Source organism: Neptuniibacter sp. QD57_21 (assembly GCF_047778075.1).
Taxonomy (GTDB): Bacteria; Pseudomonadota; Gammaproteobacteria; order Pseudomonadales; family Balneatricaceae; genus Neptuniibacter.
Window position 1 is genome coordinate 2,970,379 of the sequence record NZ_CP180549.1, and the last position, 22,218, is coordinate 2,992,596.

At 44.7% G+C, this 22,218-nt stretch carries 22 protein-coding genes and 1 riboswitch; of the genes, 9 read left to right on the forward strand and 13 right to left on the reverse strand.

The features are described 5' to 3' along the window. Nucleotides 1-41 precede the first annotated feature (41 nt). From thiC to mutM, 6 genes are all read right to left on the reverse strand, one after another. The gene (gene thiC / locus ACMXYS_RS13415) at nt 42-1,934 is read right to left on the reverse strand and encodes a phosphomethylpyrimidine synthase ThiC (protein ID WP_415896840.1); all 1,893 of its coding nucleotides are present in this window, start codon (nt 1,932-1,934) and stop codon (nt 42-44) included. 43 nt (nt 1,935-1,977) lie between these two features. Further along, the gene (gene thiD, locus ACMXYS_RS13420) at nt 1,978-2,793 is read right to left on the reverse strand and encodes a bifunctional hydroxymethylpyrimidine kinase/phosphomethylpyrimidine kinase (protein WP_415896841.1); all 816 of its coding nucleotides are present in this window, start codon (nt 2,791-2,793) and stop codon (nt 1,978-1,980) included. A 56-nt stretch (nt 2,794-2,849) separates the two neighbouring features. Next, nucleotides 2,850-2,941, reverse strand: a riboswitch (TPP riboswitch). A gap of 1,086 nt (nt 2,942-4,027) precedes the next feature. Then, nucleotides 4,028-5,065 (reverse strand): MJ1255/VC2487 family glycosyltransferase, encoded by a 1,038-nt coding sequence (locus ACMXYS_RS13425; RefSeq protein WP_415896842.1) that lies wholly within the window; start codon nt 5,063-5,065, stop codon nt 4,028-4,030. 4 nt (nt 5,066-5,069) lie between these two features. Next, a complete protein-coding gene (locus ACMXYS_RS13430; protein WP_415896843.1) occupies nt 5,070-5,609 on the reverse strand; it encodes a phosphatase PAP2 family protein in 540 nt (179 codons plus the stop codon). 86 nt (nt 5,610-5,695) lie between these two features. After that, nucleotides 5,696-6,628: an alpha/beta hydrolase gene (locus ACMXYS_RS13435; protein ID WP_415896844.1), complete on the reverse strand. Its 933-nt coding sequence runs from the start codon at nt 6,626-6,628 to the stop codon at nt 5,696-5,698. A 12-nt stretch (nt 6,629-6,640) separates the two neighbouring features. Then, nucleotides 6,641-7,453, reverse strand: coding sequence for a bifunctional DNA-formamidopyrimidine glycosylase/DNA-(apurinic or apyrimidinic site) lyase (gene mutM, locus ACMXYS_RS13440; RefSeq protein ID WP_415896845.1), 813 nt, complete (start codon nt 7,451-7,453; stop codon nt 6,641-6,643). Between the two features lie 133 nt (nt 7,454-7,586). On the opposite strand from mutM, the gene ACMXYS_RS13445 reads away from it, so the two are divergent. After that, on the forward strand, nt 7,587-9,170 hold the full coding sequence (locus ACMXYS_RS13445; RefSeq protein ID WP_415882182.1) for a cation:proton antiporter: 1,584 nt from the start codon (nt 7,587-7,589) through the stop codon (nt 9,168-9,170). Nucleotides 9,171-9,240: 70 nt separating this feature from the next. Here ACMXYS_RS13445 and rpmG read toward each other — a convergent pair whose 3' ends face one another. The 3 genes from rpmG to radC form a co-directional block, all read right to left on the reverse strand. Continuing rightward, nucleotides 9,241-9,408, reverse strand: a complete 168-nt coding sequence (gene rpmG / locus ACMXYS_RS13450) for a 50S ribosomal protein L33 (protein WP_007023004.1) — start codon at nt 9,406-9,408, stop codon at nt 9,241-9,243. Between the two features lie 11 nt (nt 9,409-9,419). After that, nucleotides 9,420-9,656, reverse strand: a complete 237-nt coding sequence (gene rpmB / locus ACMXYS_RS13455; RefSeq protein WP_415882183.1) for a 50S ribosomal protein L28 — start codon at nt 9,654-9,656, stop codon at nt 9,420-9,422. A 213-nt stretch (nt 9,657-9,869) separates the two neighbouring features. After that, a complete protein-coding gene (gene radC / locus ACMXYS_RS13460; protein WP_415896846.1) occupies nt 9,870-10,544 on the reverse strand; it encodes a RadC family protein in 675 nt (224 codons plus the stop codon). A 215-nt stretch (nt 10,545-10,759) separates the two neighbouring features. Here radC and coaBC point away from each other — a divergent pair, with 215 nt between their 5' ends. From coaBC to ACMXYS_RS13485, 5 genes are all read left to right on the forward strand, one after another. Beyond that, nucleotides 10,760-11,992, forward strand: coding sequence for a bifunctional phosphopantothenoylcysteine decarboxylase/phosphopantothenate--cysteine ligase CoaBC (gene coaBC / locus ACMXYS_RS13465; RefSeq protein WP_415896847.1), 1,233 nt, complete (start codon nt 10,760-10,762; stop codon nt 11,990-11,992). A gap of 42 nt (nt 11,993-12,034) precedes the next feature. After that, on the forward strand, nt 12,035-13,423 hold the full coding sequence (locus ACMXYS_RS13470) for a phosphomannomutase/phosphoglucomutase (protein WP_415882186.1): 1,389 nt from the start codon (nt 12,035-12,037) through the stop codon (nt 13,421-13,423). 65 nt (nt 13,424-13,488) lie between these two features. Further along, nucleotides 13,489-14,388: an acetylglutamate kinase gene (gene argB / locus ACMXYS_RS13475; RefSeq protein ID WP_415882187.1), complete on the forward strand. Its 900-nt coding sequence runs from the start codon at nt 13,489-13,491 to the stop codon at nt 14,386-14,388. A gap of 9 nt (nt 14,389-14,397) precedes the next feature. Next, nucleotides 14,398-14,991, forward strand: a complete 594-nt coding sequence (slmA, locus tag ACMXYS_RS13480) for a nucleoid occlusion factor SlmA (RefSeq protein WP_415889073.1) — start codon at nt 14,398-14,400, stop codon at nt 14,989-14,991. 77 nt (nt 14,992-15,068) lie between these two features. Beyond that, the gene (locus ACMXYS_RS13485; protein WP_415896848.1) at nt 15,069-15,851 is read left to right on the forward strand and encodes a sulfite exporter TauE/SafE family protein; all 783 of its coding nucleotides are present in this window, start codon (nt 15,069-15,071) and stop codon (nt 15,849-15,851) included. Nucleotides 15,852-15,855: 4 nt separating this feature from the next. On the opposite strand, the gene ACMXYS_RS13490 is transcribed toward ACMXYS_RS13485, so the two are convergent. The 4 genes from ACMXYS_RS13490 to gpmI are packed head-to-tail and all read right to left on the reverse strand — an operon-like array spanning nt 15,856 to nt 20,772. Continuing rightward, complete coding sequence (locus ACMXYS_RS13490; protein WP_415896849.1) at nt 15,856-16,701, reverse strand: divergent polysaccharide deacetylase family protein; 846 nt, start codon at nt 16,699-16,701, stop codon at nt 15,856-15,858. Between the two features lies 1 nt (nt 16,702). Further along, complete coding sequence (locus ACMXYS_RS13495; RefSeq protein WP_415896850.1) at nt 16,703-18,004, reverse strand: S41 family peptidase; 1,302 nt, start codon at nt 18,002-18,004, stop codon at nt 16,703-16,705. A gap of 19 nt (nt 18,005-18,023) precedes the next feature. After that, complete coding sequence (locus ACMXYS_RS13500; RefSeq protein WP_415896851.1) at nt 18,024-19,166, reverse strand: murein hydrolase activator EnvC family protein; 1,143 nt, start codon at nt 19,164-19,166, stop codon at nt 18,024-18,026. Nucleotides 19,167-19,221: 55 nt separating this feature from the next. After that, complete coding sequence (gene gpmI / locus ACMXYS_RS13505) at nt 19,222-20,772, reverse strand: 2,3-bisphosphoglycerate-independent phosphoglycerate mutase (RefSeq protein WP_415896852.1); 1,551 nt, start codon at nt 20,770-20,772, stop codon at nt 19,222-19,224. Between the two features lie 227 nt (nt 20,773-20,999). Between gpmI and ACMXYS_RS13510 the strand changes: the two genes are divergently transcribed. The 3 genes from ACMXYS_RS13510 (at nt 21,000) to secB (ending at nt 22,194) form a co-directional block, all read left to right on the forward strand. Further along, nucleotides 21,000-21,413 (forward strand): rhodanese-like domain-containing protein, encoded by a 414-nt coding sequence (locus tag ACMXYS_RS13510; protein ID WP_415882194.1) that lies wholly within the window; start codon nt 21,000-21,002, stop codon nt 21,411-21,413. A 71-nt stretch (nt 21,414-21,484) separates the two neighbouring features. Next, nucleotides 21,485-21,679, forward strand: a complete 195-nt coding sequence (locus tag ACMXYS_RS13515) for a glutaredoxin domain-containing protein (protein WP_415882195.1) — start codon at nt 21,485-21,487, stop codon at nt 21,677-21,679. A 23-nt stretch (nt 21,680-21,702) separates the two neighbouring features. Further along, nucleotides 21,703-22,194: a protein-export chaperone SecB gene (gene secB, locus ACMXYS_RS13520; RefSeq protein WP_415882196.1), complete on the forward strand. Its 492-nt coding sequence runs from the start codon at nt 21,703-21,705 to the stop codon at nt 22,192-22,194. Nucleotides 22,195-22,218 lie beyond the last annotated feature (24 nt).

The window sequence follows — 22,218 nt, forward strand, 5'->3', positions numbered from 1 at the left end:
CGAAAAAAGCCGCACGAGCGGCTTTTTTATAAACTCAGTGACTAGACCTTATGATAGATCTCAGCACCTGTTTCTTTAAACTCAGCTGATTTTTCCTGCATCCCTTGATCAGCTTTCGCATTAATAGCTGCTACCTCCTCATCATCCAACTCACGAACCTCTTGCGAGATTTTCATAGAGCAGAATTTAGGTCCACACATGGAGCAGAAGTGCGCCACTTTCGCAGATTCTTTTGGCAGAGTCTCATCATGGTAAGCACGCGCTGTATCTGGGTCCAAGCCGATGTTGAACTGATCTTCCCAACGGAATTCAAAGCGAGCTTTAGACATCGCATTATCACGAATCTGAGCACCTGGATGACCTTTCGCTAAATCGGCAGCATGCGCAGCAATCTTATATGTGATGATTCCTTCTTTTACATCAGCCTTGTTAGGTAGACCCAGATGCTCTTTAGGCGTCACATAACATAGCATGGCACAGCCGTACCAACCGATCATCGCAGCACCAATACCTGATGTGATGTGGTCGTAACCTGGTGCTATATCAGTCGTCAATGGACCCAGCGTGTAGAAAGGCGCTTCGTGACACTCTTTCAACTGCTTATCCATATTCTCTTTGATCATATGCATAGGTACGTGACCTGGGCCTTCGATCATTACCTGAACATCATACTCCCAAGCAATCTTAGTAAGTTCACCTAAGGTTTCTAGCTCTGCAAACTGAGCTTCATCGTTCGCATCATAAACGGAACCTGGACGCAGGCCATCTCCCAAAGAGAAAGATACATCGTATGCCTGACAGATTTCACAGATCTCACGGAAGTGCGTGTATAGGAAGTTTTCTTCGTGATGCGCCAAGCACCACTTCGCCATAATAGAGCCACCACGAGATACGATGCCTGTCATACGCTTAGCAGTCATAGGTACATAACGTAGTAGTACACCCGCATGGATTGTGAAGTAATCCACACCCTGTTCGGCTTGTTCAATAAGCGTATCTTTAAAGACTTCCCAATTTAGGTCTTCAGCTACGCCATTAACTTTTTCAAGCGCCTGATAGATTGGTACCGTACCAATTGGGACTGGCGAGTTACGCATGATCCACTCACGTGTTTCATGAATATTCTTACCTGTGGACAGATCCATAATGGTATCTGCACCCCAGCGAGTGCCCCAGGTCATTTTCTCCACCTCTTCTTCGATAGATGAAGTTACAGCAGAGTTACCAATGTTACCGTTGATTTTAACTAAAAAGTTACGGCCGATAATCATTGGTTCAACTTCTGGGTGGTTAATATTGGCAGGAATAATCGCGCGACCTTCAGCTACTTCCTGACGTACAAATTCAGGCGTAATCTCTTCTGGAAGGTTTGCACCAAAATTAAAACCAGGATGCTGTTCTGCAACCACATTACCTTCCGCCTTTGCTTTCGCTAACTTCATGTTTTCGCGAATAGCAATGTATTCCATTTCCGGGGTAATAATGCCTTTACGAGCATAATGCAGCTGCGTCACATTTTTACCCGCTTGAGCGCGGCGTGGCTTGCGCGTTAGCTCAAAACGCAACTCATCTAGGCGCAGATCAGCTTCACGAACACGACCATATTCAGAAGTCAGTTTGTCCAACTGCTCAGTATCTTCACGCTCTAGAATCCAAGCCTCACGAACAGGCTGCAAACCTTTACGTACATCGATGGATACTTCTGGATCGGTGTATGGACCGGAAGTGTCGTAAACATACAGTGGATCATTCTTCTCACCACCGAAGCCTGTTGGCGTGTCATCTAAACTAATTTCGCGCATTGGAACACGAATATCAGATCTAGAACCTTCAACATAGACTTTGCGTGATTTTGGAAACGGCTGTACAGAATCTGTATCCACCTTAGCCGTCTGGCTCAATGCCTGATTTTGCTCTGAATTATTATCTACCATCGTTCAACCTGTTCTTATATTGCTTTCGTCAGCGTCGATACAACTACGACCAATACGCATGAAAATGATTAACTGGGCCATGACCTGCACCCACATTCAGTTTATCCGCCCCTCGCAAAGCAGATGTAATATAGTCTTTAGCCAATCTAACCGCCGTTGCAGGCGACTCCCCTTTGGCTAGGTAAGCGGTAATAGCCGCTGCCAATGTGCACCCTGTACCATGGGTGTTTTTTGTATTTACCCGAGGACTAAGGAACTCGATGAACTCCTGCCCATCATAGTAAATGTCCGGACACTCTTCACCCTGCAAATGGCCGCCTTTCAACAGCACCTGCTTAGCACCTAACTCCAACAATTCAGCAGCCATATCAGCCATACCCGTGCGATCTTTAGGTTCAGATTGTCCTAGCATCACAGCAGCTTCTGGCAAATTAGGCGTGATAATATCCGCTATCGGAATCAAATGTTTTACTAAGCTATCAATGCCATCAGCGCTCAGAAGCTTGCTCCCACTAGTCGATACCATCACAGGATCAATAACCAGCGGAACATTTTTACTTTTCAAGAACGACGCAACAGTCAAAACCATATCGGTATTACCCAACATACCCGTTTTAACCGCATTAATTTCAATATCATCAAATACCGCATCTAACTGCTGTAATAAAAATTCAGCCGAGACAGGATAGATACTTTTAACTGACTGAGTGTTTTGCGCAGTTAAAACGGTAATAGCAGATGTGCCGTAAGCCCCTATTGCTGAGAACGTTTTTAAATCTGCCTGAACACCTGCGCCACCACCGGAATCAGACCCAGCAATGGTAAGCACATTAGGGATAGCGGAAGAGATATTAGCCATCATAGCCCCCTATAACTGGAGCTAAATGAGCCAAATTTAAAAAAAAATAAATCCATAGAAATGAAATCTCGATTTCCTACGCCGGAACAAACCGGATCAGGTTCAACGGGTTTACTCTCAGCCCCACAGGGCACCCCGACCAAGACAAAATCCAAGTTTAAAGACTCACCTGCATTCTGTCCAGAAAAGCACCTGAAACTCCTTCATCTAAACAAAAATCAGAGAAAAAAATCCTCAATTAAGAAAAATTAGGAATTTTTCTTATTTTTTTTACCTTATATACGTCCATAATGAGTGGCATGGATCTCCTGTTCATGGAAAGAATACAAGGAAGGCCTCGATAAGCGGAACGGATGGCATGATGCCCTAGGACAAAGACCGCAAGGATTATGGAAGCCATAGAAAAGGGCGCCTCAATGGAAGAGGCGCCCTTTTCGTATCTATCCTATACAAAGCAAGTATTTGCCCCACCCAATACAGAACTCTTTAAATTAAGATTTTTTCTTATTTCTTTTCCCATATTTCCAGCCATACTTGATGACATGAATCTCCTGTTCACGGAAAGAATACAAGGAAGGCCTCGAACAGCGGAATGGATGGCATTGATGCCCTAGGACAAAGACCGCAAGGATTATGGAAGCCATAGAAAAGGGCGCCTCAATGGATGAGGCGCCTTTTTTATTTATATACACTTTCCCACTTCCCCTATGATTCCCATGCCTCGGGAATTCTTCCCGAAATCTTCGGGATGGCAGAAATTAAGAATAATTCTTATTTTTTTTTATGTATTTCCAGCCATAATTAACTTCATGGATCTCCTGTTCACGGACTGAATATAAAGGACGGCCTCGATAAGCGGAAAGGATGGCATGATGCCCTAGGACAAAGACCGCAAGGATTATGGAGCCAAAGAAAAGGGCGCCTCATGGATGAGGCGCCCTTTTTGTTTATAAATTGATCATCCACGCGGGCATATTGCCCGAGTTAGACCTGACAAATGAAATTAAGAATTTTTCTTATTTCCTTTCCGGTAGCAAAAGGCATAATTAGAAACGTGGATCTCCTGTTCATGGAACGAATACAAAGGACGGCCTCGATAAGCGGAAAGGATGGCATTGATGCCCTAGGACAAAGACCGCAAGGATTAAGGAAGCCAACAAGGGGGTTGCTTCACGGAAGGAGCAGCCCCTTACTTTTTACCTACAAAAAATACCAGCTCTATCCTCTCAATACCTTACGCAGTTACGTAACTCGGTTGTGTTAACCATGTTTCTTCAATCAGATTCTCAATAGATACATGACAACCCGCTTTAATCCATTTAGCTAACGGAGTCGCAACATCAGGAATGCAGAATGGTTCTGGTTGTGGTGATTCAAGCCAAGCTCCTATCTTTTGACAGTCTAAAGCGGCCACAACTCTACCTAAACCAAGGATTTCCAGTACCTCAGCATTGGACTCTTGCTCAGCCTGACCTTTTTGCGGCAAGGTCATTATCTTTTTTCCATATTGCAAAGCTTCACTTAACAAGCCAAAACCGGCGTTACAAATCACCCCTTCACAATCAGATAGATCTTGCTGAAAACCCATTCGTGAAAAAGGCCTGATATGGCAGTTTCCTTGATCCAAGGATTGATCAACTGAAGAATAGATAAAGAAGTGAGCCTGACTACATTGTTTAAAGATAGGCATCATGGCCTCTAGATCATCATGAGGCAGGTAGACCACCACTTTATTCTCAGTAAGGCTTGGACTAAACAAAGGCTTTTGAATTAGTGGTGGGCAGATATCTTGATCGAAACGATCCCAATGCAACCCGATAGGTATGTCAGTTGGGGCAAATGACTTTACTTGGGCCTTGAGCAAAGGCCCTGATTTCTTATCGGGCAAATCATGCAAAAAAGCATATTGATGAGCAATACCTACACTGTTGATCCCTTTTAACTTCGCCGCCCACGCAGTTACCGGTTCAAAATCAGTGATCACAAGGTCATATCCCGTAAGGTCGAGTGCCCTAATATCTCTCAACAATTGAAAAACACTATTTTTCGTAAATGTTTTCCAATGGTCAACCTTACTTCCCTGCATATAAAAGGTTAACCCCCTTCGGCACTGGTAATCACCAAAGGGCTCCATATTAAATAACTTCTCAGGTTCTCGACCACTAAACAGATAATCAACTTCGACCCCCTCCTTCTCCAAAGCAGGTGCCATCACCCGTGCCCGAGTGATATGGCCATTCCCTGTAGCTTGCACACCGTAAAGAATACGCATCAGTTCAGACCAGCACAGATAAGAAAGGAATAAGCGAAATCGCAGCAGCTACAGAGCTTAAGCCCAGCACGGCACCCGCTAAAATATCTGTAGGATAGTGAACACCAAGGAGAACCCGAGACATACCTATAGCAACAGCTAAAACATAGGATAGAACCGCAAATTCAGGATAAAAATGCGCTACAAGTGCAGCAAATACAAACGCAGCAGCAGAGTGGCCTGATGGGAAGCTAAATTTATCAGATGGGACTATATAAGCTTCAAATGGCAACGAATCACAAGGCCGATGACGCTTTATAGTATTTTTAAGAATAAGGTAGAGCGGCAGCTCAATGGTATAAGCAAATAAACCAACCAACAAAAACAAAAGACCAAACTGCTGCTCAAAAAGAGCAAGGGCAAAGCCAATGAATAGGTATAAAACACCATCACCTAATCGAGAAACTTGCCGACTTACCGAAGCAATTTGAGCTGCTTTAGGAAGGCCCAAACACCAATTAAAGGTGAGTAAATCAAACGCTGTTACTAGTCGAATAGCACTCATTGTCAGTATCTCCCAATACTTTCATCATGCTTTCAGATGATGAAAGTACTAGGTGACAGCTCAATGAATACTTTTTGACAGTTCAATTACAAAACGGCAGCAGCCATCTCTTTAGAAAATTCCTGCTCAAACCATTGCGCGGCCATGGTCACAACTAGGTCAGGCTGCAATAAAGGCACCATATGACTTTGGCGCTTCATTACCAACAACTCCATGGGCTGCTCACAATAATTCATCACTCTCTGAGAATAACTCACAGGTAATACCTCATCTTTATCTCCATGCAAAATAGCAGCAGAGAAACGATGCACCCTATTTACGATATTACAACGATGATTAAACAGACTAGATAAAGTTTTAAGAGGGTAATCAAACACTATCAATGGATCATTATTAATTGCGGCACCTGCAGGGTGCCCCTTTAACAGCTGCTCAAAATCAACGAAAGATTTTAGTGGCACTTTATATCCTGGAAGCATTAAGGAAGATGCCCACGTCCAGTTCCAGCCCATTCTATAAGTTAAATCAGGGGCCAAATCAGGCACCAATAACGTCCCGCAAAGGACTGTAGATAGGCGCTCATCCTTTTCTGCTGCTGCAACAGCAAGCAATGCACCTATTGAATATCCGTAAACACCAAATGGGCCCTTAAAGCGCTGCTGCAATACATCCAAAACGTCCGATACAGCATTACACATCTCATCTACAGTGTAATGACCTCGAGAGCCCCCTGAATAGCCATGCCCAAGAGGGTCAACACCAATAACATTAAACCCTTGCTGAGATAGCTTAGACAACAGCTCTGCATAGATTTCACAATAAGTACCAATTCCCGGTAAAAAGATAATGGTTGGTGCATCTGGCGCGCATTCATATAACTCACAATGAACAGCACTTTCACCGACACAAAAAGCTGTACGGTGTTTTAAAAATTGCTCTAAATTCAGCTTGTCACGCAGATCAACACGTAAGCTACAACCTTCTTGGGACAAAATAGGCGGTCTGATTTGAACACTCATAATCAACTCAACTTATCGCTGGCAGTGTTTACAAAACACTGTGGAGCGCTGCCCCAAGCGTACTTCTGTTAATGGAGCCATACACTGTACACAAGGCTCCCCTTTTCGCCCATAAACATTGAGCTTTTGCTTAAAGTAGCCCGGTTTACCATCGCCACCTACAAAATCTTTCAGCGTTGTACCACCTTGCTCAATTGCGGCAGCCAACACTTTTTTAATATTCTCAACTAAACACGCTAAGCGTTCATAAGAGATATTACCGGCTGCTCGCCTCGGATCGATCCCTGACAGGAAGAGCGCTTCGGTGGCATAGATATTCCCAACCCCAACCACGACTTTACTATCCATAATCACTTGTTTGATAGCCGCTTTACGTCCAGCGCAGATCGCATGAAGGTGCTTAGCATCAAATTGCTCACAAAGAGGCTCTGGGCCTAACTTATATAGCAGTTCATGGTGTTCATTAAGCGGTTGCCACAAAACAGAGCCAAAACGACGCGGATCCGTCAGCCTCAAAGCCTTGCCACTCCCGAAACAGAAATCCACATGATCATGTTTAAGTACGGGCTCATCTTGCTCAACAATTCTTAAGCTACCTGACATCCCCAGATGCACCATCACTTCGCCGGTAGATATTTTGAGAAGAATATATTTTCCGCGGCGACCAACAGATTCAATCACCTGTCCTTCTACCTCATCAGCAAGAAAATCAGGAATAGGCCAACGAAGATTAGGATTGCGGATCAACAAGCGGGTTACTTTCTGCTGATTAACATGAGGGCTAATGCCTCTACAGGTCGTTTCTACTTCTGGCAATTCAGGCATGAATTTCAACTGTAATACAACATTGAACGCTTAGACTAACATAAAATCAATGAATTAAGGGCCTATCTCAATGCCGACGTTAGTCAAGCTATGCTACATTCTAGGTCTAATTTAGTAAGGTGATTTGTACTCAATGGATTTTATCTGGATCTTATTTGCATTCGTCTGCGGTTACACACTGCGATTGATTGAGATGCCCCCTCTTATAGGGTACCTATTTGCAGGTTTCTTCCTGCACTTTATTGGTGTTGAACCAGTAGATAGTTTACAAACCTTGGCTGACCTAGGTATCACCTTGATGCTTTTCACTATCGGCCTGAAGTTAAATGTAAAAGACCTATTAAAAACAGAAGTGTGGGCCAGCACACTGTCCCATATGACACTCTGGACACTTTTAGCCGGCTCTGCATTTATACTGCTCGCCACCCTTTCAATTCCGTACTTTTCAGATCTAGACCTTAAATCTGCTGCTCTGATCGGCTTCGCCCTTAGCTTCAGCAGTACCGTATGTATCGTGAAGCTTTTAGAGGAAAGCGGTGAGATGAAAACAAGGCATGGTCAACTCGCCATTGGCGTCTTGGTTATGCAAGATATTGTTGCCGTTCTGTTCCTTGTGGCCGCCACGGGGAAAATCCCATCAATATGGGCCCTAGGCTTACTCGGTTTAGTCTTCGTTCGACCTCTGCTAAATCATTTACTCATGCGTGCAGGCCATGGTGAATTGCTGCCTTTGGCCGGCTTCTTCCTAGCACTAGGCGGTTATGAACTCTTTAACCTAGTAGGTGTGAAAGGCGATTTAGGAGCACTTGTCTTCGGCATGTTATTAAGCACTCACCCTAAAGCGAGCGAATTAACTAAGTCCCTCTTAAGCTTTAAAGATCTATTCCTGATTGGCTTCTTCCTATCTATAGGGTTCACAGCCTTACCTGACTGGTCAATGCTAGGCATGGCAGCGATCCTTGCGGTTCTAATTCCATTAAAATACATCATGTTCTTTGGAATTTTCACCCGCTTGAATCTTCGCGGACGAACGTCTTATCTATGTGCCTTAGCACTGAGTAATTTCAGTGAATTCGGATTAATTGTTGCTTATCTTTGTGTAGATAGCGGCTGGCTAAGTAAAGAGTGGTTGGTCATTCTAGCGCTTGCTGTTTCACTATCATTTATCCTAACCAGTGTAGTCTACCGTTCTGCGCACTCCTTTTATTTACGCCATAAAGAGAAGATTAAAAGTTACGAATCAAACACTCCTCTTCCAAGCGATATCTTTGTTCAGCCGAAAGATTCTGAAATATTAGTGATCGGACTTGGTCGTGTCGGAAAAGGCGCTTTCAATGCCCTGCATAGCATTGTTGGGGATAAAGTTTGGGGAATGGATGCAGACCGTAGCCGTATTCAGAAATTCCAAAACAAAGGATTACACGTTTTCTATGGTGATGGTGAGGATGCCGACCTTTGGTGCAATATGGATGTCAAAAACATCAAACTAGTCTTGCTTGCACTGCCTTCGATAGAGGATAGTCTCAACATTGCTGAACAGCTGCACAGCGCTAACTACCCTGGGGAGATTGCTGCAATTGCCCGCTTCCCAGATGAACATAAACAACTCGTTGATGGCGGCATTCATACTGTTTTCAACTTCTATACAGAAGCGGGCTTCGGTTTCGCCGAAGAGAGCTTACAGTTAATAAACCATCCTAAAGCAGCCGCAGAGTAATCTGCGGTTGCTAAACAGCAGACAATAAAAAACCCAGCCTAGGCTGGGTTTTTTAGAAGAAAGTAAGATCTTATTTAATCTTAGATTCTTTGTATTCAACGTGCTTACGAACTACTGGATCGTACTTTTTGAACACCATCTTTTCAGGAGTGTTACGCTTGTTTTTGTCAGTAGTGTAGAAGTGACCTGTGCCAGCAGAAGAAACTAGCTTGATCTTTTCGCGTGCGCCTTTAGCCATGATTCAGCTCCTTAAACTTTGATGCCGTTAGCACGAACTTCAGCTAGAACTGTGTCGATGCCTTTTTTGTCGATAATACGCATACCTTTAGAGGAAACACGTAGACGTACGAATTTGTTTTCGCTTTCTACCCAAAAACGGTGCCAGTGCAGGTTTGGAAGAAAACGACGGCGTGTTTTACGCTGTGAGTGGGAAACATTGTTTCCTGTAACTGGACGCTTACCAGTTACCATGCAAACTTTAGACATATTATAAAGCCTTTAAAATTAAGGGTTACGAATCTATCCTTTATTCTCTTTTTTTATTGAAACGATATAAGGAAAAACCTCTGCACTCTCCAGAGTCCAAACCGTTTCTCAGGCGGAGCGTCCCGTAACTAGACAAGATACCGTACCGGAGTATGGATAGAAGGCCGCGAATTATACACAAGAGCATACACATTCACCAGCACTTAATAACTTTTATAATAATCCCCGTTCAGCAAACGAAACGATCTCAAGATCCCCGACAATCATATGATCTAAAACTCTAACTTCGATCATCTCCAATGCGGTTTTGAGTCGTTCTGTTATGTGCTGATCGGCCATACTTGGCTCCGCTACCCCAGATGGATGATTATGAGCAAGAATGACCGCAGCAGCATTGTGCTCCAATGCTTTTGCGACGACCTCGCGGGGATAGACTGCCGCTGCGTTAATCGTACCAAAGAATAACGCTTCATATTTAAGTACGCGGTGCTTGTTATCCAGAAAGATACAAGCAAACACCTCTCTTTGATGATGACGCAGTTGCGAAGCCAGATAATTTTTCACCTGCTCCGGCCTCTCCATCGCATCTCCTTTTTCAATAGAGGCTTGTAGATGCCTGCGACTCATTTCCAAAACAGCCTGCAATTGGGCATATTTTGCAGAACCTAAGCCATGCGCGGAACAAAAAGCCTTTTCATCACTTTCGAGAAGCGCGCGTAAAGAACCAAATGTAGTTAATAAATCGCGAGCCAGATCCACCGCGCTTTTACCTTTTACCCCTGTGCGTAAAAAGATAGCTAAGAGTTCGGCATCTGACAGCGAAGCCGCGCCTTGAAGCAAAAGCTTTTCCCGAGGTCGCTCGGCTTCCGGCCAATGCGAAATAGACATAAGAGGTCTCCATTTTATCTCTTCTCTATTTGCCACTCACGAAGCAAAGGCTTTCAAACCTTGAGAAGAGTCATCATCCTTGATGAATTGCATTAATTTAACGCCATACAATCTACGAAACTTTACTTGAAAATGGTATGGTATCGATCCTTTTTATTTCAGCGTCATTTAGATTACCGACGCTACAAACGCAAAGATTACAGTAGTTAGCCAGTATGCAGAGACTTACTAACAAACAAATTATTCTTGGAATCACCGGCGGTATTGCAGCTTATAAAAGCGCAGAGTTAACTCGAATCCTCAAAGGAGCCGGTGCTGAAGTTCGCGTTGTAATGACAGCCTCTGCAACCGAGTTTATTACCCCACTGACTTTACAAGCTCTCTCAGGTAATCCCGTCCACCAGCATCTTCTTGATGCCGAAGCAGAAGCAGGCATGGGTCATATTGAATTAGCTAAATGGGCTGATTTGATCCTGATTGCGCCAGCAAGTGCGAACTTTATGGCTCGATTAGCCTCAGGCCAAGGCGATGATCTACTAACAACGATCTGCCTAGCGACAGATGCACCTATCTGCTTAGCCCCAGCGATGAATCAAGCAATGTGGCGTGACGAAGGCACACAAAAGAACGCAACAACACTGGAATCTCGTGGCCTCAAACTATTTGGACCAGGTGTAGGTGAGCAAGCCTGTGGCGATACTGGTCCAGGCCGTATGCTAGAACCAACAGAGATAGCAGAACTAACAGCAGCCCAATTTGACCGGGGTAGCCTGACAGGTAAAACCGTCTTTATTACCGCTGGCCCTACCCGAGAACCATTAGACCCTGTGCGATATATATCCAACCATAGCTCAGGAAAAATGGGCTACGCTCTTGCAGAAGCTGCAATGGAAGCGGGTGCTAAAGTTAAATTAATTAGTGGCCCTGTAAATCTTCCTGCACCGGCTCGCATTGGCAGAACGTCAGTGGAAAGCGCCGAAGAGATGCTTAACGCCTCTCTGGAAGATCTCTCTCTATGCGACATCTTCATCGCAGCGGCGGCAGTAGCAGACTACCGCCCTACGGCTATAGCTGAACACAAAATAAAGAAAGGCTCAGAAGAGATCATGGAACTTCATCTGGTTAAAAACCCAGATATTGTTGCCACTGTAGCGAATAGTTCACCAAAACCATTTACGGTGGGTTTTGCTGCAGAGACACGTGATGTTATCAGCTACGCCAAAAGCAAACTTGAGCGTAAAAACCTCGATCTCATCATCGCAAATGATGTTTCTCGCTCAGATATTGGTTTTAACAGCGACGAAAATGCGGTTACGGTTATTTCAGCGACAAAAACTGAAACCTTACCCCAAGCCTCTAAGCGCCAGTTAGCCAGCAAGCTGATCGAAAAGATTGCAGCTCAGTATCATGGAAGTGCAGTAACGGAAAAAGAGATCGAAACTGCATAACTTATTTTGGATTTCAAACTTTGTGAACATTAAAGGATTAACATGCGTTACCCTCTAAACTCTCTAGACCACGCAATTTTCCGTGCTTACGATGTCCGAGGCATTGTAGGTTCAGCCTTAACAGATGACACGGTCTATCACCTAGGCAGAGCTTTTGCTGCCGAAGCAAAATCACAAGGCGTTGAAAACGTTAATGTGGCTGCCGATGGCCGCCTATCCAGCCCGCACCTTAAACAACTCTTTAGTGAAGGTTTAATAGATGGCGGCTGCCAGGTCATAGATACAGGCTATGTACCAACCCCTACCCTCTATTATGCAGCACATCAGGATAGTCAGTGCACAGGCGTAATGATCACAGGTAGTCACAACCCAGCTGATTACAACGGCTTTAAGATGATGATCGACGGCCACACATTGTCTGGCGATGAAATCCAAGCCCTTAAAACACGTATCATTGAGCAAAACTATTCAGACGGCGAAGGCTCTAAACGCGATTTAGATATCCGTGAAAGCTACCTTGAGCGCATCCTTTCGGATATCAAACTAGATAAAAAACTAAAAGTCGTTGTCGATTGCGGTAACGGCATTCCAGCTGAGCTAGCGCCTAAGCTGATTGAACAATTAGGCTGCGAGATTATCCCGCTTTATTGTGAAGTCGATGGCACTTTCCCTAATCACCACCCAGACCCGGGCAAACCGAAAAACCTTATCGATGCGATCGCGAAGGTAAAAGAGACGAGTGCGGATTTAGGCCTAGCATTTGACGGTGATGGCGATCGCGTAGGCGTCATCACTAACGAAGGTAATATCGTATATCCAGATCGCATCATGATGTTGTTCTCTGAAGAGATCCTTAAGCACAACCCAGGCGCAGAAATCATCTTCGACGTAAAATGCTCACGCCTACTCGCCAAAGTGATTACCGAAGCAGGCGGTAAAGCGACTATGTGGCGTACAGGCCACTCTTTGATCAAACAAAAAATCAAAGAAACCGGCGCACTGCTTGGCGGCGAAATGAGTGGTCATATCTTCTTTAAAGAGCGTTGGTACGGTTTTGACGATGCGCTATACAGTGCAGCACGTCTTCTTGAAATTTTGGCGAATACAGATCAAACCGTTGAAGAGCTATTCGCTCAATACCCTGAAGATGTAAGCACACCAGAGCTAAACATCACAGTTACCGACGAAAACAAATTCGATATCGTCTCAGCCCTTCAGGAAAAACACTTTGAAGGCGGTACTGCCAACCATATTGATGGTGTACGCGTCGACTACCCTGATGGCTGGGGTTTAGTTCGCGCATCTAATACAACACCAGTGCTTGTTCTTCGTTTTGAAGCAGAAACAAACGATGCGTTATTGCGTATCCGAAACGATTTCGAGCAAAAGCTACATGAAGTGGATAACAGTCTCGTTATCCCACACGAATAAAGCCCAAACGGCAGGAGTGCACCGATTAAATCGGTGCACTCATATAATAATTTTAAGGAAAGACTATGCCTCTAACACGTAAAGATGCCATGACTACCGCTCATGTATTGAGCGAGGCTATGCCATATATTCAGCGCTTTGTCGGCAAAACAATTGTCATCAAATATGGCGGTAACGCCATGATTGATGAAAAGCTGCAAAACAGCTTTGCCCGTGACATTGTGATGATGAAGCTGATTGGTATTAACCCAATTGTTGTACACGGAGGCGGCCCGCAGATCGGACAACTGTTAGAAGATCTGAAAATCGAATCACACTTCATCAACGGTATGCGTGTAACCGATTCCAAAACAATGGACGTTGCCGAGATGGTATTGGGCGGCGCGGTAAACAAACAGATCGTTGGCCTGATCAACAATAACGGCGGCCAAGCTATTGGCTTAACAGGTAAAGACGGTCAACTTCTACGTGCTAAAAAGCTACGTGTTGAACATAAAACACCTGAGATGGAAGCACCGGAGATCGTCGATATTGGCCACGTAGGCGAAGTAGAAAGCGTTAACGTTAAGGTGCTAGATATGTTGGTTAACTCCGACATTATTCCTGTGATTGCACCGATTGGTGTGGGTGAAGACGGCGCGTCCTACAACATCAATGCAGACTTAGTTGCTGGTAAAGTTGCTGAAGTACTGCAAGCTGAAAAGCTGATTCTATTGACCAATATTGCAGGCTTAATGGATAAAGACGGCAATATCCTAACCGGCCTAACAACCAAACAAGTAGATGATCTAATTGAAGATGGCACAATCTACGGCGGTATGCTGCCTAAAATCGGCTGTGCACTAAGCGCAGTTAAAAGCGGCGTAAACAGCTCTCATATTATTGATGGCCGTGTAGAACACTCCTGCATGCTAGAAATCTTTACCGATGAAGGTGTTGGTACTCTGATCACCAACCGCGGATAAGGACGAACCATGAGCGAAACAGTCAAAGTATCCCGCCGCGAACAGATTCTTCAAAGCCTTGCTCGCATGCTGGAAAACCCAGGGCAAAAAATTACAACTGCAGCCCTAGCTAAAGAAGTAGGTGTATCTGAAGCAGCGCTTTATCGCCACTTTCCAAGTAAAGCACGCATGTTTGAAGGCCTTATCGGCTTTATCGAAGATACAGTTTTTAGTCGCGTTACTGCGATCACACAAGTTGAACCAAGCGCAATCAAACAATGCGAGCAAGTACTTACTTTATTGCTAGCTTTTGTAGAACGCAATCCAGGTATGGCCCGACTACTTACAGGTGATGCCCTTACCGGCGAAACAGATCGCTTAAGACAGCGTATCAACCAATTCTTCGAACGCTTAGAAACGCAAATCAAACAGATCCTACGCGAAGCAGAAGTCAAAGAAGGCTTACGTACTGAAACAACAGCTGGAGCAACTGCCAACTTGATGCTTGCGTGTTGCGAAGGTCGCATCCGTCAATTTGTACGAACAGAGTTCCGCAAAACGCCGACAGAGCAGTGGAGCGAGCAATGGCCGCGAATTGCTGCCGGCGCTTTCCGCCCAGCCTAATTGACGCTTGGTACAATGACTCTTTAAGGGGAAGCTAGCTTCCCCTTTTTTATTTCTACGGGGCCACCAGCACAACTATGGATCAACTTATTGAACACGGCGGATTATTTGTTCTCTCATTTTTCGCCAATGCCTTATCAGCAATGGCCGGAGGCGGAGCAGGATTACTGCAACTCCCTGTACTGCTGTTCCTTGGCTTAAGTTTCAATACAGCACTTGCCACCCATAAAATGGCCAGCGTAGCCTTAGGTATAGGTGCAACCATTAGGCATCTGCGTGAAGGAAAGCTGGACTATAAGTTTTGTGGATTTATATTGCTATGCGGCCTGCCCGGCGTGGTTATCGGGGCTGATATCATCATCGACATCCCCGAAGGCTGGACCATACTCAGTTTAGGCTTATTAACAACTGGATTGGGCATCTATTCGTTTCGTAAGAAGGCGCTTGGACTTACCGCAGAACCTCGTAACAGAGATCGGTTAGGACTTATCGTTGGGGGTGGTGTACTGTTCGTTATTGGCGCCTTAAACGGCTCTTTGACTTCAGGCACTGGCTTATTTGTCACACTCTGGCTCGTTCGCTGGTTCGGTCTAGACTACAAAACGGCCGTCACCTATGTCTTGATTCTGGTAGGTTTGTTCTGGAACTCCACCGGCGCTATTACCGTAGCACTACAGGTAGATCCTCGTTGGGAATGGTTACCTGCACTGTTGATCGGCGCCACTATCGGCTCTTATACAGGTGCACATTTAGCCATTACTCAAGGTAATCAGCTGATAAAAAGAGCATTCGAAACGCTCACAGTTCTAGTAGGAATAAAACTGACGGGGGATGGGATCGGAATATTAATGGCTCTCTAAAGCCTTAATGTTTAATCGCAACCGGTAAAGCTTGGCAGTGCCCTTCGCTACGATCGCAAGGCTCCACTTTCGGTTGAGCCATTAGCAACTGAGTGCGAGATCGAATATTAAGCAACTCAGACGCCGACACTAAGCGGATACCTAATTGCTCGAGAATAGGCAGTGCTTCAGATAAATACTCCACTGTTGCTGGATAAGGATGCCCTATTACAACGGCATGCCCCTGCGTAACAGCCAAACTTAAAGCTTGTTTGAACTGGTTATGGATATAATTCCAATTTTGTTTGTTATCTAAAAAGACATCCCTTACTAGGTAGGGGATCTGGTGTTCATGGGCCACCTTCCAAGCCACACTTCGACCTGTTGTCACACTATCGATAAAGAAGATATTACGCTGTTTTGCCACAGCCATAATCTCTTTCATCTTTTGACGGTTTTCAGTCAGAAGACTTCCCATGTGGTTGTTCATTCCAACTACATGGGGAATCGAATCCAGACTATTATGCAGTACCTGTTGAATCTCTTGCCTAGATAACTGCTCAGTTAACGCGCCTGGCCCTAGACGAAGTCCCGCTTTATTTTGCATTGGCGCATGCAATATAACCTCTTTACCCTGCTTGTATGCTATTTCTGCTAGATCATAGGAGTGAGGGGTATGGGGCAGAAATGCATAGGTAATCGCACCAGGTAGGTCGATCGCAGCCAAACCTTTTTTACGGTTATCACCAATATCATCAATAACAATTGCCATCACCGGCTGGTTATCTGTGAATACTGGGTCGGCATAACTAGGGCCAACTAAAGCACCAAGAGTAATAACCGCTGAGAAAAACCGTCTAAAAAGTTGCATATCACTTACGCACGATCGCTAGAGCTTTTAGCAAGTTTAAAGCTTCATATAACTGATAATCTCTCGCTGCAAGATTATCTTTTTTCGCTTCTTCCGCAGCCTTCTTCTCACCATTTTCAAGATGGCCACTTAGATCTTTTTCTTTCAAATATTCAGGGCCGCCTTCGCGCAAGGTTAACTCAGCATCATTAACCTCAATATCTGGTTTGATGCCTTGTGCCTGAATAGAACGGCCATTGGGGGTGTAGTATCTAGCCGTAGTAATTTTTAGCGCACGCTCTTTTGTTAAAGGCAGAACCGTTTGAACCGAGCCTTTACCAAAACTATCAACTCCCATAATAACCGCACGCTCTTGATCCTGAAGCGCACCCGCAACAATCTCTGAAGCCGATGCCGAACCGCCATTAATCAGGACAACAAGTGGAAGCTCTGGAAGTAAAGTATCGCTAGTCGCACGAAAGCGCTGCTCAGAATCTGCTAAACGACCTTTGGTATAAACAATCAGGCCATCGTTTAGGAAAGTATCACTGATATCCACTGCCGCTTGTAATACACCACCTGGGTTATTACGAAGATCCAAGACAACACCTTTCAGATCATTTTTCATCAAGCGCTTAAGGTGTTTGTTAACCTCTTTTCCTGAATCTACTTGAAATTGGGAAACACGTAGATAGCCGAACCCCTCATCCAACATGCGACTTTTAACACTCGCCACTTGAATAATGTCTCTTACAACTTCAATCTCCAGCGGTTTTTCTTCGCCTTCACGTACAATGGTCAACAGGAGTTTACTGCCCGGCTTACCCCGCATTAGCTCTACAGCTTCACTCAGCGGCATACCCTGTACAGGCGTATCATCGAGCTTAGTAATCAAATCACCCGCTTTAACCCCAGCACGTTGAGCTGGCGTATCATCAATAGGCGTGATCACACGAATAAAGCCATCTTCAGAGCCTACTTCGATACCTAAACCACCAAATTCACCACTAGTGTTTGCTTGTAGACTCTCAAATTCATCGGGTTCCAAATAAGCGGAATGGGGATCTAGTCCTGCAATCATGCCTCGCAGAGCATCTTCAAGCAGACGCGCATCATCAACTGGCTCAACATAGGAGGATTTAATACGCTGAAACACTTCAGTGAATAATCGAAGTTCATCTAAGGGCAATACTTTTTCGTCTGTGACAGCAGAAGTATCTGCAGGCTTTGGATCAGCAGCATAAAGCGGGAAAGAGACAAGCGAACCAACAACTATACCAAGCAAGGTACGTTTGAACCCGCCCGAACATAAAACTGACTTCATAATTTCTTCCCTAATAATGTTAGCGCTTCAACCAGCTTTTTGGATTACTCGGCTTACCTTTATAACGAACCGCAAAATAAAGACCTGTTTGAGTACGGCCCCCACTTTGCCCTGCCGTTGCGATCGCATCACCCGCGGCAACCCAATCGCCTGTTTCTAATAACAAACTTTGATTATAACCATACAAACTTAGATAACCTGAGCCATGATCAATAATCAAAACTAAGCCATAACCTCTAAGCCAATCTGAAAATACTACGCGCCCATGATGAACCGCTTTTACAGGCTCCGCTTTCGAAGCTTGAATCCAGATCCCATCATAACGGATATTATTTCTGACAGTACCATAATTCTGCTTCACCTTACCTTTTAACGGCCAAGGTAGCTTACCTTTTAATTGTTTAAAGGATTTATCGTCTTTGACAAGCGTGGCGAAATTTAAGCTTTTCTCAATTTCAGTTAGTACTGCACGTAAACGCTTTTGATCCAGCTTGAGCTGCTTAAGCTTCTTTTTGTCTGTGTAAAGGGCTTTTGTTAGCCGATCAAGGGTATCTTTTCGCTTCGCTTGAGAGGCCCTCAGAGCAGTGACCTCTTTACGCAATTCTTCGCGCTTGAGGACCATTTTTTGCTCGGTATCGGTTAACTCTAATTCAGTTCCGGAAAGATCCGCCAGTTTGGTTTTGAAAAGAATCAGGTCTTGGCGTAACTCTTTATTTACGAAGTCATAATAGCGAATAGCTCGATCTAATGTTTCAGGATTTCGCTGAGTAAGCAGCAGCTGTAAGCGCGCTTGGTTACCCATTTTATATTGCTGGGCTATCTGCTTAGCGATTAGTTCGGAACGCTTCTTAAGCTCGACTTTTAAAGCATCTCGCTTCTGTTCAAGGGAATCAGCGTGAGAACCAAGACCACTTAATTGCTTATCCAGTGATTGGATCTGACGGGCTAACTTGCCAATTTTTACTTCACTGTCACGGAGTTCTTTACTTAATTCACGAGACTCACCCTCTTGCGAGCGCATGTTTTTTTGCAAAGAGGCTATACGTGAATTGAGCTGCTTTATCTGCTTTTCAGTTAATGCTTGTTCGTCCTCTGCCAACACTACAGATGACGTAAGCAAGCTAAACAGTAAGAAAATAAAGGCAGGTAAAGATCGCACCATAATTTTTCTGCACAAAATAAAAAGGGATAAACGAGTTATCCCTTTTAAAGCCTCTTTAGAAGGATGCTAAAGATCTGCCCGTCATTTCCGCAGGCACCTCAATGTCCATCAAGGACAGCAGAGTTGGTGCTAAATCACAAAGCGCACCGTCTTCTAGCTTGAGATTTTCTGCACGTGGACCATCGTAAATCAACGCCACTGGCCAGATTGTGTGAGATGTATGAGGCTGCCCTGTTTCTGGATTAACCATCAACTCAACATTGCCGTGATCAGCAGTTATCAGTGCTTCACCACCGACTTCTCGTAGCGCTTCTAGTACCTGTTTAACGCTATCATCAACGACTTCACAAGCTTTCACAGCTGCATCAAATTTACCGGTATGGCCAACCATATCACCGTTCGCATAGTTACAAACGATCAGGTCATACTTACCGCTCTTAATCGCTCCAACTAACTTTTCAGTCACTTCTGGCGCACTCATCTCAGGCTGCAAATCATAAGTCGCAACATCTGGGGAAGGAACCAAAATACGATCTTCACCTTCGTAAACTTCTTCCTGACCACCATTGAAGAAGAAAGTCACATGAGCATATTTTTCAGTTTCAGCAATACGCAGTTGGGTTTTGCCCAAACCAGATAGGTACTCACCTAGATCATTTTGAATCGCTTGCGGTGGATAAGCACAAGCAGCATCGATATCAGATGCGTACTGAGTCATCATTACATATGCAGCTAGTTCTGGTGCTTTTTCACGTGTAAAACCGTCAAAGCTGCTACCTTCAGTAAATGCACGAGTAATCTCACGAGCGCGATCAGGACGGAAGTTCGCACAGATTAGCGCATCACCGTCAGCAACTAGACCTTTCGCTTCGCCAGTAGCATCCGTAATTACTGTTGCTTGAACAAATTCATCGTTCTCATCACGCGCATAAGCTTCATTCAGCGCTTGAATGGCAGATTCAGCTTTGCAAGGCGCTTGACCGATAGTCATTGCATCGTAACCGTTCTGCACGCGATCCCAACGGTTATCACGATCCATTGTAAAATAACGGCCCGCTACAGAAGCAATGGAACCTACACCGAGTGCGGCTAGCTTTTCTTCCGTACGGTGAATCGATGGTTCCGCAGAACGTGGTGGCATATCACGACCATCCAAAATGGCATGAACATAAAGCTTTGTCGCACCAAGTTTTACAGCCATCTCTAACAGCGCAAAGATATGTTCTTCATGGCTGTGAACGCCACCTGGTGATAACAAGCCCAAAATGTGAACCGCTTTGTCTTGCGAAATGGCAGAATCCATCGCATTCACTAGCGTCTCGTTATCGAAGAAATCACCATCTTCAATCGCTTTGGAGATACGCGTGAAGTTTTGATAAACCGTGCGCCCTGCACCAATATTCATATGGCCAACTTCTGAGTTACCCATCTGTCCATCCGGCAAGCCAACAGCCATACCTGAAGTTTCGATTCGAGCATTTGGATTATCAGCAAGCAGTGCATCCCATACTGGGGTATTAGCTGCCTGAATTGCTGAAGATTCTGAACTTTCTACACCGTAACCATCAAGGATGATCAAAGCTTTTGTCGCGCGCGTTTGTGTCATATCTGTAGGATTCTGTTGCAACGGTTATAAAATTGCCGCCAATTTTACTTGGAAAGCCCCTTTAAGGCTAACGATTGAAGGCCCGAAGCAGAATAATTGCCACTAAATAATCATTTTCACCACGTCTTCCCCTTATACCGTCAAAAATCGCGAGGTATACTATTGCTCCTCAATCGTCGATCAACAGTTTTTAATGGTCTTCAGGTAAGACCTTATTTGGATTAGAAATGGATCAATTTATCGAATTTATCGGCAACCACCCATTCTTGGTTGGTGCTTGGCTTTTAACTCTAGTGATGTTCGTTCTTTATGAACGTAGTAAAGCAGGCAAAGCCGTTACTCCGGCGCAAGCAACAAACCTAATCAACAAAGAAGACGCAATCATCGTTGATATCCGCCCTAAAAAAGAGTGGGCAACAGGTCATATCACCAATGCAAAGCACATCCCTCTTTCTGATTTAGATCGTCGTATGGACGAGCTAACTAAGTACAAACAACGCCCGATTATCGTTGTATGTAATTTAGGTCAGGCAGCAAGCGCTGCTACTCGCAAACTTAAGGCTGAAGGCTTTGAAAATGCGGTGCGCCTATCTGGCGGTATGACCGAATGGAAAGGCCAAAGTCTTCCGATTGTTAAGTAATAATCACGATGAAAGAAGTTACCATCTATACAACCGCGTGGTGCCCCTTCTGTATCCGAGCAAAAATGCTTTTGGATCATAAGAGCGTTCCTTACACTGAGATTAAAGTCGACGGCGACGCAGAAAAACGTCGCGAAATGACGGAACTAAGTGGAGGTCACACTGTGCCGCAAATTTTTATCGGCGAAGCACCTATCGGCGGTTGCGATGATATGTTTGCCCTTGAACACCAAGGCAAGCTCGACACCCTACTTAGTGCAAACTAATTATTAAAAAATAAGGATAAATCATGGCTGAGAACGATCAGAACACAGCGTCCCAAGAAGAACAGCAGGGACCTCAGTTTGCGGTACAACGCGTATACATTAAAGATGCCTCTTTTGAATCTCCAAACGCTCCTGAAATTTTCATGAGCCCATGGCAGCCAGAAGTTGGTCTAGAGATGAACACTCAAACTGCTCAGCTAGGTGACAACGCTTTTGAAGTAACTCTAACGCTAACAGTTACGGTTAAAAACGAAGATAAAACTGCATTCCTAGTTGAACTACAACAAGCAGGTATTTTCTCTATCGCAGGTCTAGGCGAGCAAGAGATGCACCACACACTAGGCGCATTCTGCCCAAGCATCCTATTCCCATATGCACGTGAAGCAATTGACGCAATGGTTGTTAAAGCTAGCTTCCCAGCGCTAATGCTTGCTCCAGTAAACTTTGATGCACTATATGCTCAGCAAATGGCTCAAGCCCAGCAAGAAGCTGCACAAGGTGAAGCTCAGCACTAAGCTGATCGTTGTCGCATAAAAAAA